This window comes from Sphingomonas fuzhouensis, assembly GCF_034659795.1.
Taxonomy (GTDB): Bacteria; Pseudomonadota; Alphaproteobacteria; order Sphingomonadales; family Sphingomonadaceae; genus Sphingomonas; species Sphingomonas fuzhouensis.
In genome coordinates this window covers 478053-491368 of record NZ_JAXSQY010000002.1, presented here as the reverse complement: position 1 = coordinate 491368, position 13316 = coordinate 478053, and the positions used below count along the sequence as shown (strand labels likewise).

The 13316-nt window shown below is 65.9% G+C and carries 9 protein-coding genes; 6 read left to right on the top strand and 3 right to left on the bottom strand.

The window, feature by feature from the left end; translation table 11 throughout:
- Positions 1 to 29: 29 nt before the first annotated feature.
- The gene (locus tag U1H82_RS06735) at positions 30 to 584 is read right to left on the bottom strand and encodes a sigma-70 family RNA polymerase sigma factor (protein WP_322964151.1); all 555 of its coding nucleotides are present in this window, start codon (positions 582 to 584) and stop codon (positions 30 to 32) included.
- A gap of 368 nt (positions 585 to 952) precedes the next feature.
- On the opposite strand from U1H82_RS06735, the gene U1H82_RS06730 reads away from it, so the two are divergent.
- The gene (locus tag U1H82_RS06730; protein ID WP_322964150.1) at positions 953 to 3250 is read left to right on the top strand and encodes a bifunctional diguanylate cyclase/phosphodiesterase; all 2298 of its coding nucleotides are present in this window, start codon (positions 953 to 955) and stop codon (positions 3248 to 3250) included.
- Between the two features lie 58 nt (positions 3251 to 3308).
- Here U1H82_RS06730 and U1H82_RS06725 read toward each other — a convergent pair whose 3' ends face one another.
- On the bottom strand, positions 3309 to 4562 hold the full coding sequence (locus tag U1H82_RS06725) for a cupin domain-containing protein (RefSeq protein ID WP_322964149.1): 1254 nt from the start codon (positions 4560 to 4562) through the stop codon (positions 3309 to 3311).
- 87 nt (positions 4563 to 4649) lie between these two features.
- Between U1H82_RS06725 and U1H82_RS06720 the strand changes: the two genes are divergently transcribed.
- The 4 genes from U1H82_RS06720 (at position 4650) to U1H82_RS06705 (ending at position 9104) form a co-directional block, all read left to right on the top strand.
- Positions 4650 to 5513, top strand: a complete 864-nt coding sequence (locus U1H82_RS06720; RefSeq protein ID WP_322964148.1) for a LysR substrate-binding domain-containing protein — start codon at positions 4650 to 4652, stop codon at positions 5511 to 5513.
- A gap of 155 nt (positions 5514 to 5668) precedes the next feature.
- Entirely contained in the window at positions 5669 to 6409 is a 741-nt protein-coding gene (locus tag U1H82_RS06715) for an ABC transporter ATP-binding protein (RefSeq protein ID WP_322964147.1), read from the top strand.
- Positions 6406 to 7845: an ABC transporter permease gene (locus U1H82_RS06710; RefSeq protein ID WP_322964145.1), complete on the top strand. Its 1440-nt coding sequence runs from the start codon at positions 6406 to 6408 to the stop codon at positions 7843 to 7845. The genes U1H82_RS06715 and U1H82_RS06710 overlap by 4 nt, the downstream gene beginning before the upstream one ends.
- On the top strand, positions 7842 to 9104 hold the full coding sequence (locus U1H82_RS06705; protein WP_322964144.1) for a DUF3526 domain-containing protein: 1263 nt from the start codon (positions 7842 to 7844) through the stop codon (positions 9102 to 9104). Before U1H82_RS06710 ends, U1H82_RS06705 begins: the two co-directional genes overlap by 4 nt.
- A 3-nt stretch (positions 9105 to 9107) precedes the next feature.
- Here U1H82_RS06705 and U1H82_RS06700 read toward each other — a convergent pair whose 3' ends face one another.
- Positions 9108 to 10874, bottom strand: coding sequence for a M14 family metallopeptidase (locus tag U1H82_RS06700; protein WP_375339511.1), 1767 nt, complete (start codon positions 10872 to 10874; stop codon positions 9108 to 9110).
- A gap of 188 nt (positions 10875 to 11062) precedes the next feature.
- Here U1H82_RS06700 and U1H82_RS06695 point away from each other — a divergent pair, with 188 nt between their 5' ends.
- Positions 11063 to 13315 (top strand): TonB-dependent siderophore receptor, encoded by a 2253-nt coding sequence (locus U1H82_RS06695; RefSeq protein WP_322964143.1) that lies wholly within the window; start codon positions 11063 to 11065, stop codon positions 13313 to 13315.
- Position 13316: the final 1 nt, after the last annotated feature.

Here is a 13316-nt window from a genome sequence, read left to right as displayed (position 1 = left end):
GATGCCTCGCCCCTATTCTCTCTCTGGAGCTAGACGCGTAAGCGCGACGTTTTTTCGGTGTCGTCCGTCTGATAGGGCGATGGGTGCAGCGCCCGACGGCATCGCTCGACCCCCTCCATCACCAGCGTATGGGCCGTCGTGACCGACACGCCCAGTTCCGCCGCGATTTCGCGCAACGGTGCGCCGGACAGGCGATGCAGCTCCACCGCCCGGCGCATACGCTGCGGCATCCGGGTGAGTTCGGCGGCGACCAGCGCGAGGTGCTGGGCGGCGATCACCGTCTGCTCCGCATCGGCGACCCCCGCCTCGATCTTCTCGCTTTCCGTATCGGAGCCATGCGGCATGATCGCCTCCCGCCGCCGACGCTGGCGATAGGCGTCCAGCGCCAGATTGCGCACCACGCGCCGGATATAGCCGATCGGTTCGACCAGCGACGGTTCGGCCCCTCGCTGCGCCAATCGCAGCCAGGCATCCTGAACGACATCCTCGGCCGAATCGGTATCGCCAGTGAACCGCGCCGCTTCGGTGACCAGCCGTCGTCGCTGGTCGGCAAATAACGCGGTCAGCGATGGCAGGGTCGTCATGGAACGGGCCATGCCACCGACGCTGATCCACCCAATTCCCGCATCCCGCTGCTCCCGACCAGAGCTGTCCGCAATGTCCTTCATCACGAATATGGGTCAGCTACTTTCCTGGCTAATGAGAGTCAATCTCATTTATGTCGGATGTCGATAGCGCCGCGATGACCGGCACGGGAAAGGACACTCGACCCAATTTCCGCTCAGGCGGCCAGCCACCGGCTGGCAAACTAAAATAGATTGTTAATCATGGGTGGGATAGCCGTCGCCACTCCTCCCTGCTGTGATCGGCTCCCTTGATCTCCTCTGTCCTACCCTATTCCGCTTATCTTCTGGCGGTTTCCATCGGCATCTGTCTGACGTCCGGCTGGTTGGTGGCACTGCTGGCAGCCGAAGTCCGCCACGCCCGCACCACCCCGATCGGGTGGCGCGATGGAGGGCTGGCGCTGGCCGCGGGGTTGGGGGTGTGGGCGACCCATTTCAGCGCGATGACCGCCTATCGCCCCGACCTGTTCCTGACCTATGCACCGGGGCGCACCGCGATTTCCGCGGCGGTGGGCGTTCTTATGGTCGGCCTGCCGATCGCCGCACTCGCTCGGGTGGAGCGGCGGGGCAGGCGGATCGTCCTGGCCACTGTCGCGGGCATCGGGATTTGGTGCATGCATGCCGTCGGCCTGTCCGCACTGATGGATTGCGGCCACCATTTTTCACTTACCACCAATCTGATCGGCGGGCTGATCGGCACCGCGATCCTGATCGCTTGGCAAATCCGTCGCTCACCCCGTTTTTCGCGTCTGGCGACCAGCCTTTCCTTTGTCGGGGCGGTATGCGCGATCCATTTCATCAGCCTGGCCGGAGACGGCGTGACCGCGCCGCTGGCCATGATCAATGGCAGCGCCATGTCGCCCGGCCTGGTCGCGGCCTGCACGGCCTTTGCCGTCTCGGTCGCCTGTCTGGGGGGCGTCCTGTCCGTGTCGCAGGCACGGTTGCGGCGCGAGCGGGAAGCACAGACGCTCAAGGCCGTGATCGAGAGCATGTCGGACGGCCTGGTCTTCATCGACAGGGCAGGGCGGCTCCGCCAGTTCAACCGGCATTTCCTGACCCTCTTCGATACGCCGCCCGAAGCGCTGCGGACCGGCGTGACCATCGACGTCTTTCTCGACACCATCGCGCGGTATCGGAATTGGCATCCCGACAAACGGACGCTTGTCGGCCAGGCGATGAAGGCCTGGGTCCATTCGGACGGGCCGTTCGACCGCGAATGCGAAATGGAGGATGGCCGCACCTATGTCATGCAGTCCCGCCCGGTGATCGGACAGGGCGTGGTCCTGACCTTCAACGACGTGACGGCCGAGCGGCAGGCCAGCCGCAAGCTGAGCTACCATGCGCATCATGACGCGCTGACCGACCTGGGTAACCGCCGGGCGCTGCGCGAGCGCAAGGCGGCGATGATCGACAAGGCCGAGACGTTCAGCCTGTTGCTGATCGATCTCGACGAATTCAAGCAGGTCAACGACACGTTCGGTCATGGCATCGGCGACAAGCTGCTGATCCATTGTGCGGCCGTCCTTTGTCGGCTGGTCGGCCCGGACAGCTTCGTCGCGCGGATGGGCGGCGACGAGATGGCCATCGTGCTGACCTTGCCGATCGGCCCCGCCACGGAATTCGCCCAGACCGTCGTGAACCAGATGTCGGAGGCCGTGACCATCGACGGCTATCGCCTGCTGCCCGGATGCAGCATCGGCGTGGCGGAATGGGTGCCGGGGCTGTCGGGCGAAGAACTGATGAAGCGCGCCGATCTTGCGCTGTATGATGCCAAACATGCCGGCCGTCGCCGTGCCCATTGCTATGAGCATGGCATGACGGAGGCCCTGTTGCGGCGGCAGGAGATCGTCGACGGCCTCCATGATGCCATTAATGGCGGCGGCTTCCGCCTGGCCTTTCAGCCGATCGCCGACCTCACGTCGGGCATGACCTGTGGCTATGAGGCGCTGTTGCGCTGGCAGCATCCGGTCCAGGGCTGGATCGCACCCGATGTCTTCATTCCCATCGCCGAGGATGCGGGCCTGATCGAGGAGATCGGGCGATGGGTGATCGCCGAAGCATGCCGCCACCTGGCCGGTTGGTCGACGCATCTCTATGTCGCGGTCAACGTGTCGGCGGCGCAGCTGGCATCCGATGCGCTGCTCGACCACCTGGCACAGGCGGTCGTCGCCAACGGCCTGCCCCCTGAGCGGCTGGAGATCGAGATCACCGAAACCGCGCTGATCCGCGATCCCGCCGCGGTCGCGGGTCGGTTGGAGCGTATCCGCAAGCTGGGCTTCAAGATCGCGCTGGACGATTTCGGGACCGGCCAGTCATCGCTCTCGCATCTTCGCGATTTGTGCTTCGACCGGATCAAGATCGACCGCAGCTTCGTGCTGCGTGCAGCAAGCGACCCGCGCTCGATGGCGGTGCTGCGCGCGACGGCGGCGCTGGGCCGCGAGCTGGGGGTCATCACCCATGCCGAAGGGGTCGAGACGATTGAGCAGATCGACCTATGTCGGCAGATCGGCTGCGATGCCGTGCAAGGCTATTATATCGGCCGTCCGCTTATCCCGCTCGTAGACATGGGCACGCCGCACTATGTCGACGCGGACATGGCGCGGTGGCCGAGAATATTGACCTCGTGACACATGTTGTTTCCGCCCGCCGCGCAGGGACTTACGGCTCGGCAGGCCAATGCGGCAATCAGCCGGGGACGACCACGCGCGGCGAGCGGAAACGCTGCAGGAGCTTGGGGTCCATGTTCAAGTGCGATGCCAGCAGATCGGGAGGGGTTCCAGCCAGCCACTGGGCAAGCGAGACCTCCTGATAGCGGCTGTCCTTGAAGATCTCCATGAACACCAGGTCTTCGGTGCCCGTGTTCTGGACATAATGGCCCAGGCTCTTCTTCACGACGCCGATGTCACCGGGGTTGAAGTCGGCGGTCTGCGCCTTGGGCCCGGTGTTGAAGACCGTCATCCGGGCCTTGCCCTTGATATAATATTGCCATTCGTCGGCATTGGGGTGCCAATGGAGTTCGCGCATGCCGCCCGGCTTCACCGTCACCAGCGCCGCCGCGATCGTTTTCGAAATTGGAAAGTTCCGGGTGTCGATGATCTTGACGTTGCCGCCCCGCGTGACCTTGTCCGGACGCATGTCCGTCATCGAAAAGGTGAACTGTTCCTCCGGCTCACCCAAGGGGGTGCGCACCGCCGCCTGTGCCGCGGCAAGGGGCATCGGCGTCGGGCCCTGGTAGATCCAGGTATCGTCGACTGGAATATTCTTGAACGCACTGACCGGCAGGTCGAAATTCTCCGCCAACACCTCGGGCGGGGTGTGCGCCATCCACTCGTTCAACAGCAGCGTGTTGAACTCGGATGCTCGACCATTGTCGAACACCAGCACGAACTCGGCCCCGGTCGTTCCAAGGCCTTGCAGCGAATGCGGCAGGCCCGGCGGGAAATACCAGAGGTCGCCTTGCTTGACATCGCGCACGGCCGGTCGGCCTTCGGCATCGAGCACCGTGATCCGGCAATTGCCATCCACCATCACGGCCCATTCGGCTTGCTGATGCCAATGCAATTCTCGCACGCCGCCCGGCCCGAGCCGCATGTTGACGCCCGACACCGCGTCCGAGATCGCGAAGTCCGCCTGGGTCACTTCGCGCGCCCATCCCCCCGCCTGCACGCGCTTGTGCGCGATGTTGAACGAGGACCAGAACAGATCCATGCCGTTCACGTCGGTCGCCGGCGGATCTTGGAACGACGGCATCTGGGCGGCCAGCGCCGGATTTTTCGGTCCCGGCTCGCGAAAGGCCTCTGGCGAGCTATTGATCCGCCCCTCGGGCGGCCGGTCAGGGTTGCCGAAAACACCCGTTTGGGTCGCATGAGCGGCGGTGGCGACACCCCCCGCCAATGCGCCTGCCGCAAGCAACTTGCGTCTCGACAACGGCTCCATCATCGCACCATCTCCATGTCATGCGTCGAACGGTTGCCGATACGCGCATGTGGAAACCGGCGCCTGCTATAACAGTGATAGGGATTCCCGATGCTTCTGGAGTTGCACCTGGTGCGAACCTTTGTCGCGATACTCGAAGCGGGATCATTTTCCGGTGCGGCGACTGCGCTTGGGTTAAGCCAACCCACCGTCAGCCAGCATGTCCGCCGACTGGAGCAACTGACCGGCGAACGTTTGTTCCAACGCGACACCCATTCGGTCGCCCTGACCCCCAATGGTGCGGTGCTGGAGCGATTTGCACGCGAGATGCTGGCCTTGGACGACCAGGCGAAGGCCTATTATGCGGGCGCCAATGAGCAGACGCGGATAAGACTGGGAATTTCAGAAGACCTGGCGCTCACCAGCCTGCCGCAAATCCTTCGTCATCTTACGAAGGCGCATCCGGACCTCCAGATCGATCTCACCATCGGCCTGACGAGCATGCTTTATCCGAAGCTCGACGGCGGGCATCTGGATCTCGTGCTTGCCAAGCGGCGAGCGGGCGATCAGCGCGGCGTGCTGGTGCGACGCGAGCGGCTCGCCTGGCTGGCGCATCGGGATTTCCATCTGGAGGAAGGGCAGCGCGTGCCGCTGGTCATCTATCCGACCGGTAGCATCACGACGCGCGCCGCCGTCACCGCTTTGGAGCGCGCGGGGCTGCCCTGGCGCATGGCATGTTCCGCCGAAACGCTGACGGGCATCTATGCCGGTCTCCATGCCGGGCTCGGCGTATCGGCGCAGGCGCCGATGCTTCTCGACAAAGCACCCGGCGAATTGCGGGTCGTCGATCAGGCCTTTTCGCTGCCGGAGCTGGAGGCGGTGGAGTTCGTGCTTCTGGGCCGCAGTCAGCGTCTGACGGGATTAACCGAGCGCGCCGCGCACCGGATCATCGAAGCCGCGGGATGGGGCGGTTGAGGCGATAAGACCGCCCACTCGGCGCTATCACCGGACCTCGTGACGGCGCCGCAAACGCCTCAAGCATCACGGACATGATCCCCGAACGCAATGATATGTTGTCTCGTCTTGTCTAATCATGCACATACGCCCGGTATCAGAGCATCGAGGTATTCATGTCGCTCCCATCCTCCGCGCCGATCCTGATCGAGGATCTGACGGTCGCTTATGGCCATCACAAGGTTCTCGATGGCCTGTCGCTGACGGTCGGTGCTGGCAGTATCACCGCGCTGCTGGGGGGTAATGGCGCGGGCAAGTCGACCACCCTGTCGACGCTGCTGGGCTTCACCCGTGCGCAATCGGGCAAGGTCGCGGTGTGCGGTGTCGATCCGTGTGCCCATCCCGATGAGGCACGCCGCCATATCGCCTATCTCCCTGAGAATGTGGCGCTGTACGAGCATCTGACGGCGGTCGAGAATGCCGATTATCTGCTGGCGCTCAGCGATGAGCGACAGGGGCGGGACGCGATCGTCGACGCCCTGCGCGCGGCCGGCTTGCAGGAGCGCGCCTGGGACCAGCGGCTGGGCGGTTTTTCCAAGGGGATGCGGCAGAAGGTCGCGATCGCGGTCGCGCTGCTGCGCGCGGTGCCCGTGCTGCTGCTCGACGAGCCGACCTCCGGTCTTGATCCGCGTGCGACGGCGGATTTCAACGCGCTGCTCTCCGCCGTGCGTGCGCGGGGTACGGCGGTGCTGATGGTGACGCATGATCTGCTGAGCGCGGCCGATGTCGCCGACCAGATCGCCTTTCTGGAGGCTGGTCGGGTCACGCATCAGGTGCAGGCGAGCGGGTCGGAGCGGTTCGACGTGCGCGCGCTCCACGCCCGTTTCCAGGTCGGTGGCGCGGCGGTGGCCGCATGAGGATCGTCCGCCTGATCGCGCGCGACGAGTTGCGGCTGATGCTGCGCAACCGCGTCGCGCTGATCGCCTTTGCGCTGATCGTGCTGCTGACCCTGGTCGCGGTCGCGAGCAGCTGGTCGCACCAGCGCAGCGTCGCCGCCTTGCGCGACCGGCACCAGCATGAGGCCGAACACGCCTTCGATGCGCAGCCGGACCGGCATCCGCACCGCATGGTGCACTATGGCCATTTCATCTTCCGCCCGCTCAGCCCGCTCGCCGCCTTCGATCCCGGCGTCGACGCCTTTACCGGCAACAGCATGTTCCTGGAGGGGCATCGGCAGAACACCGCCAATTTCGGCGATGTCCGGCAAAGCTCGCTGCTGATCCGCTTCGGCCAGCTGACCCCCGCCTTCGTGCTTCAGATCGTCGCCCCCCTGCTGCTGGTCTTCCTCGGCTTCGGCAGTCTGGCGCGCGAGACGGAACGCGGTACGCTGCGCCTGCTGATGCTTCAGGGGGCGACGCGGCGACAGGTGGTGATGGGCAAGCTGCTCGCGCTCGGCACCGTCGCACTGGCCGCGGCGGCCCCGGCGATGCTCGGCCTGGCGATCATCGCCGGACAGCCGGGGGCGCTGGCGCTGCCGATGCTGGTCATCGCGCTCGGCTATCTGCTCTATCTCGGCTTGTGGGTGGTACTGATCCTGCTCGTCTCGGCCATGGTGCGGCGCAGTCGCGATGCGCTGCTGGTGCTGGTCGCGCTCTGGGCGGTGACCACCGTGCTGTTGCCCCGCGCGGTGCCCGACCTGGCGAGCGGCACCGTGCCGCTGGACAACCGCCTGCAGACCGATGTCGCGGTCGCGCGCGACCTGCGCCGCATGGGGGACAGCCACAATCCCGACGATGCGCATTTCGCGCAGTTCAAGCAGGCGCTGCTCGACCGCTATCATGTCACGCGGGTCGAGGATCTGCCGTTCAACTATAAGGGCGCGCTGGCGCTAGAGGGTGAGCGGCTGACCTCCGAACTGTTCGACCGCTATGCCGCGCGGAGCTTTGCCGCGCAGGCCCGGCAGAATGAAATGGTGAATGCGGCCGGGCTGCTCAGCCCCGCCATCGCGCTGCGCGGCCTGTCGATGGCAGCGGCAGGGACCGACTTCGCCGCGCATCGCCGCTTCCTCGAACAGGCCGAGGCCTATCGTTATGCGCTGGTCCAGCGGCTGAACCGGATGCAGGCGGAGGCCGTCAGCTATGCCGATGACAGTGCCACCGACGCCGGGGCCGACCGGCGCAAGCGGATCGGCGCGGGACATTGGCAGGCGATCCCCGATTTCCACTTCGTCGCACCGACGGGGGCGACGCTGGCGCGGGCAGCCTTGCCCGGCCTAACCATCCTGGGCCTGTGGCTGGTCGCCGCCATCGCCTTGCTGGCGCTGGCGACCCGCCGGTTGGGAGCACGCCGATGACCCTGTGGCGGCATGAACTACGCCTGTTGCTGCGCCAGCGGCTGAGCATTTTCGCCCTGATCCTGCTCGCGCTGCTCACGATCGCGGCGCTGGGCACCGGCATGGCGGAGGTCGCGCGCCAGCGCGCCGCCATCGCCGCGATCCCGGCCGCGCAAGCCGAGGATATCGGTGCGGTCGCCGATTATGTCGACCGGACGAAGGACGCCGGAAGTGCGGCCTATTACAGCTTCCACCCCACATGGGACGCGCCCGCGCCGCTCGCCTTCGCCGCGCTGGGGATGCGCGACGTCGCGCCGTATATCCTGCGTGTCCGCGCGTTGGGGCTGGAGGCGCAAATCTATGACGGCGACAACTTCAATCCCGAAATCGCGCTGCCGGGCCGGTTCGACTTCGCCTTCGTGCTGGTCTTCCTCGCGCCTTTATTCGTGATCGCCCTGTTCCACGATCTGCAATCGGGCGAGCGGGAGGCGGGGCGGCAGCGCACGCTCGACGCGTTGCCACGGGGTGGGGCGGCGCTGTGGCGGCGGCGCACCGGGCTGCGGCTCGCGCTGCTCTGGGCGGCGCTTGGCCTGCCTTTTGCCGTCGCAGCGGTGGTCGAGGGGGTGGCGGCCAGCGTCGTCCTGCTCGTTCTGGGGGTGATCCTCGCCTATCTGCTGTTCTGGATCGCGCTCGCCGCCTTGGTCGGACGGCTGCGCTGGTCGTCGGTCGCCAATGCCGCGACACTGGCCGCCGCCTGGCTGGTGCTGGTGCTGATCGTGCCGACGCTCGGCAATGTCGTGATCGACCGGCTCATCCCGGTCGGGCAGGGGGCGGAGATTGCGCTGGCGCAGCGCGAGGTCGTCAACCACGCCTGGGACATACCGCGCGACGCGACGATGCGGCGCTTCTATGCCGCGCATCCGGAATGGTCGGATTCGCCACCGCTGGGGACGGCGTTCCACTATAAATGGTATCTCGCCTTCCACCAGAATGGCGACGAGACCGTCGCGCCCAAGGTCCGCGCCTATCGTGCCGCGCTGGAGAAGCGCGACCGGGCGGGCCGCGCCTTTGGCTGGGTGCTGCCCTCGGTCGGGGTGCAGGCGCTGCTGACCCGGCTGGCGCATACCGACCTGGCCGCGCAACTGGCCTATCAGGATCGCATCCGCGATTTCCATGCGCGGCTGCGATCCTTCTATTATGGCTATGTTTTCCACGATCGGCCCTTCGGCAAGGCCGAGTTCGACCGCGCGCCACGCTTCGACGACCGCGCCGGGGGCTGAGCGTCAGTCGACCTCCCGCGTGATCGGGTAGCGGAGCACGAAGGGATGTCCCGGCCCGGCCTGCGCGTAGAGCCAGGCCAGCCGGGCGTCGGGATCGGCGGCGAAGGCCGGGTCGTCGTGCAGCTTCGCCTCGAACGCGGCCTTCACCTTGGGCTGGGTCACCAGCACATATTCGCCGAGCCTGGCGACGACGAAGGCGTCCGTATCGGGGGCGGGCCCGAGCATTTCGGGAAAGAAGCCCCAGGCCAGGAACGAATCCTGGCTTTCCGGCTCCAGCAGCGCCGCGGCGAGCAGCCCGAGCGGCTGATCGGCGGGCACCCGCACGCTGCCCTCCGGCATCATCTGTTCGGCGCGGTCATGCGCGAAGCTGGCGGTTATCGGATAGCGCCCCTCCTTGGGCTGCGTCACCTTCGGATCGATCAGCCGGACCTGATCGACGGTCAGCGTGCGAGGTGCTGTGATCGTCTCGAACGCGATGCCGTGCAGGCGCAGGCGTTCGATCACCTCGGTCTGTTCGCGCGGCACCCACCAAGCCTTGGGCAGCCGCACCGTCTCGGTCGGCGTCTGGCCGATGATCGGCATGCGGAAGGTGATCGGCTTGCCCAGCCAGCGCTGCTCCATCCGGCCCGAGGCGGGCGAGCGATAGGTGTCGAACGCCACGCCCTTGAAATCCTCGACCCAGCCGATCGGCACAGGCGCGGGCTTCCAGCGGGTGAGCAATTCGGTCGGGCGGCTGGCGCGATCCTCGGCCTTGGCGGCGGCGATCCTGGCGGCATCGGTGCCCGCGATCTTTAGCGCCGCTTCCATCAGGACATAGGTGCCCAGAACCCGCCGCCGATAGGGCTTGAGCATATGGTTCTCGACGATCACCGTCGGCATGCCGATGAAGTCGCCATAGCCGGTCGAATAGCGCGGTCCTTCGGGACTGTAGCGGATGCCCTTGTCGGGCTGGCGTGTGTCGATCGGGCTGGGATAGAGGGTCGGGACATGCCCCGCCGCCGTCAGCGCCTGCGACACCGCCGGGCCAAAGCGGCTTTCCAGCCATCCGGCGGTCGCGCGATGCCGCGCATATTTCCCCCAGCCTGGATAGGTGAAGGTCACGTCATACTGCATGTCGAAGCCTTCGCTGACATGGCAGTCGATATAGAGGATCGGGTCGAGCGACCGGATCAGGCCGATCATGGCACGTGATTCCGGCGCATCGAGCTTGGCGTAGTCACGGTTCAGGTCGATGTTGCGCGCATTCGCATCGCGACCCTTCTCGGCGGGCCCGCGGATATGTGGGTAGTTATAGGCGCTGCGCTGTTCGTGCCCGTCGATATTATAGACCGGCACGAACACCAGATCGACCTTGTCCAGAAGGCTGTCCTTGCCGCGCAGCGCGATGTCGCGCAGCAGCATCAGTCCGGCATCCTTGCCGTCGATCTCGCCCGAATGGATGCCGCCCTGGATCAGCACCACGGGCTTGCCCGCACCGCCCTTGCTGGCGCGGACGTAGATCATCGCGCGCCCCTCGGTCGTCGTCCCGAAGCTGTTGACGGTGATGAGCGGCGATGCGGCGGCGAGCCGCTCCAGCCAGGCGCGGACCTCGGCATAGCGCGGCGTCGTACGGAAACCCGCCGCCTCGGCCGGGGTGATCCATGGATCGTTCGCTGCGACGATCAGGCGCTCGCTCGCACCCGACCACGGCATCACCGGCGGCAGGATTTTGGCGGACAGCGTGTCCTGCGCAGCGGCGGGCGCGGTCGATACGGCCATCAGGCCGAGCATGGTCCCCGCCCGCAAGGCATGGCGGGGGAGGAGTCGAAATGGCTTCACGATCATGATCCTGTCGTCTGCCATCACCGATGGCATGGAAGCGGCCTGCTGCCGCATATGCAGCAATAAGACAATATATCATTCCGCTTGTGTTGAGGGCAAAGTCACGCCAAACGCTTGGGCCACAGGGGGGAACATCGATGACGATCATGGCACAGGCGCGGGCGTTCGCGGGGGCGACGCTGATGGGAATGGGGCTGGCGAATCCGGCGGTGGCGCTGGCCGACACCACACGCGAAGCGCCGGTCGATGCGTCCGAGACCGCTGAATCGCAGGAAGTGACCGTCACCGGCCTGCGTCAGCAATATCGCGGCGACGTGCCGCTGCGCGAACTGCCGCAAAGCGTCCAGATTCTCTCCGCCGACAAGCTGGCCGAGGCGGGCGTGACCCGGCTCGACGATGCGCTCGATTTCGCGAGTGCCGTGTCGCGACAGAATAATTTCGGCGGATTGTTCGACAGCTTCGCCATTCGCGGTTTCGCGGGCGATGAGGGGACGTCCAGCTCCTATCTGCTGAACGGCTTCAATGCGTCGCGCGGCTATGGCGGTATCCGCGACACCTCGAATGTCGAGCGGATCGAGATATTGAAGGGCCCGTCCTCCGCGCTGTTCGGGCGGGGCGAGCCGGGCGGGACGATCAACATCATCACCAAAAAGCCGCTGCTCGACCATTTCGCCGCCGGGATGACGGCGGGCTATGGCAGCTTCAATCGCTTCCGGGGCGAGGCGGACATCAATGCGCCGATCACCGACGGCCTCGGCGTGCGCGTCACCGGCGCCTATGACGAGGGCGACAGCTTCCGCGACTTCGTGCACAGCCGCAAATATACGGTCACCCCGTCGATCCTGTTCCGCCCCGCGCCCGACACCAGCCTGTCCTATGAGCTGGAATATGTGCACCAGGCACTGCCCTTCGATCGCGGCATCGCCGAGGTGAATGGCAGCCCGCGCGGCCTGCCGCGTTCGCGCTTCCTGGGCGAGCCGGGTGATGGCGATGTGACCGTCGACGCGCTGGGGCACCAGGTTCAGCTTCAGCATGATTTCTCACGCCGCTGGTCGGTGCTGCTGGGCGCATCCTATCGCGACACCAGCTTCGGCGGCTTTTCGACCGAGGCCGAAAATGCCGATGCGCGCCAGCCCTATCTCAGCAACAATGCGGTCCAGACGGGCTCGATCCTGTCGCGCCAGCGGCGGCTGCGGGATTACCAGACCAGCGACATGGTGTTTCGCGGCGAGATCAGCGGCCGCTTCGATACCGGAGCGTTCACGCATCACCTGCTGCTCGGTGCCGATTACGACGAATATGTGCTGGACCGGCGCGAGGATCGCATAAGGCCGGGGACGACCGCCAATGCGCTGACATCGGCCGCGACACCGGCGCAATTGCGGGCGGCCAACGCGATCAATGTCTTCGACCCCGTCTACGGCAATCTGCCGACCGTCGCGCCCTTCACCAACCAGCGCGAACGGCAATGGAGCTACGGCGTCTATGTGCAGGATCTGGTCGATGTCACCGATCGCCTGAAGCTGCGGTTCGGGGGGCGTTTCGACCATCTCGAACGGCGGCTGGACTTCCGCATCCCCAACGCGGCGGGACGGCTGCCGCTGGCGGCGGCCCAGGACAATCGCCGTTTCAGCCCGCAGGTCGGCCTATCGTGGGAGGTCGCCCAGCCGGTGACGCTCTATGCCAGCTATGGCAAAGGCTTCCGCGCCAATACCGGCACCGGCGCCCCCAATGCCGCTGGCGCGGCGACGCTGTTCGAACCGGAATATACCCAAAGCTATGAGGTGGGGGCGAAGTTCGTCGGGCTGGGCGACCGGTTGACCGGCACGGTCGCGGCGTTCCAGACCAACAAGACCAATGTGCTGACCTCCGACCCGGTCAATCCCGGCTTTTCGCGCTCGCTGGGCCGGGCGCGCAGCCGTGGCGTCGAAGCGGATGCCGATCTGACGCTGCCCGGCGATCTCCGCCTGTCCGCGACCTTCGCCTATATCGATGCAGAGGTACGCGAGGCCGCGATCGAGCCCAATTTCGGCTTTGCCCTGCGGGTGGGCGATCCGCTCATCAATATCCCGAAGACAAGCGGCTCCGCGCTGATCGCGAAGGATTTCCGGATCGGCGCCCGCACGCTCACGCTCGGGGCGGGGGTGAACTATGTCGGGCGGCGGCTTGGCGAGACCGGCTATCGCTTCCCCGACGGTTCGTTCTTCGAACTGCCCGCCTATACCGTGGCGCGGCTACACGGTGCGTTCGACATCACCGAACGGGTGCGCCTGTCGGGTGAGATCACCAACCTGTTCGACAGCCATTATTATCCCAACAGCTATTCGCGGCTGTGGATCACACCGGGCGCACCGCGCCAGTTCTTCCTGCGTGCTGCGGTCCGCTTATGAT

Coding starts and splice junctions, on each gene's coding strand:
- U1H82_RS06715 (WP_322964147.1), top strand. CDS start 5,669: ATGTCGCTCCCATCCTCCGCGCCGATCCTGATCGAGGATCTGACGGTC.
- U1H82_RS06695 (WP_322964143.1), top strand. CDS start 11,063: ATGACGATCATGGCACAGGCGCGGGCGTTCGCGGGGGCGACGCTGATG.
- U1H82_RS06735 (WP_322964151.1), bottom strand. CDS start 584: ATGACGACCCTGCCATCGCTGACCGCGTTATTTGCCGACCAGCGACGA.
- U1H82_RS06700 (WP_375339511.1), bottom strand. CDS start 10,874: ATGCTCGGCCTGATGGCCGTATCGACCGCGCCCGCCGCTGCGCAGGAC.
- U1H82_RS06705 (WP_322964144.1), top strand. CDS start 7,842: ATGACCCTGTGGCGGCATGAACTACGCCTGTTGCTGCGCCAGCGGCTG.
- U1H82_RS06725 (WP_322964149.1), bottom strand. CDS start 4,562: ATGATGGAGCCGTTGTCGAGACGCAAGTTGCTTGCGGCAGGCGCATTG.
- U1H82_RS06720 (WP_322964148.1), top strand. CDS start 4,650: ATGCTTCTGGAGTTGCACCTGGTGCGAACCTTTGTCGCGATACTCGAA.
- U1H82_RS06710 (WP_322964145.1), top strand. CDS start 6,406: ATGAGGATCGTCCGCCTGATCGCGCGCGACGAGTTGCGGCTGATGCTG.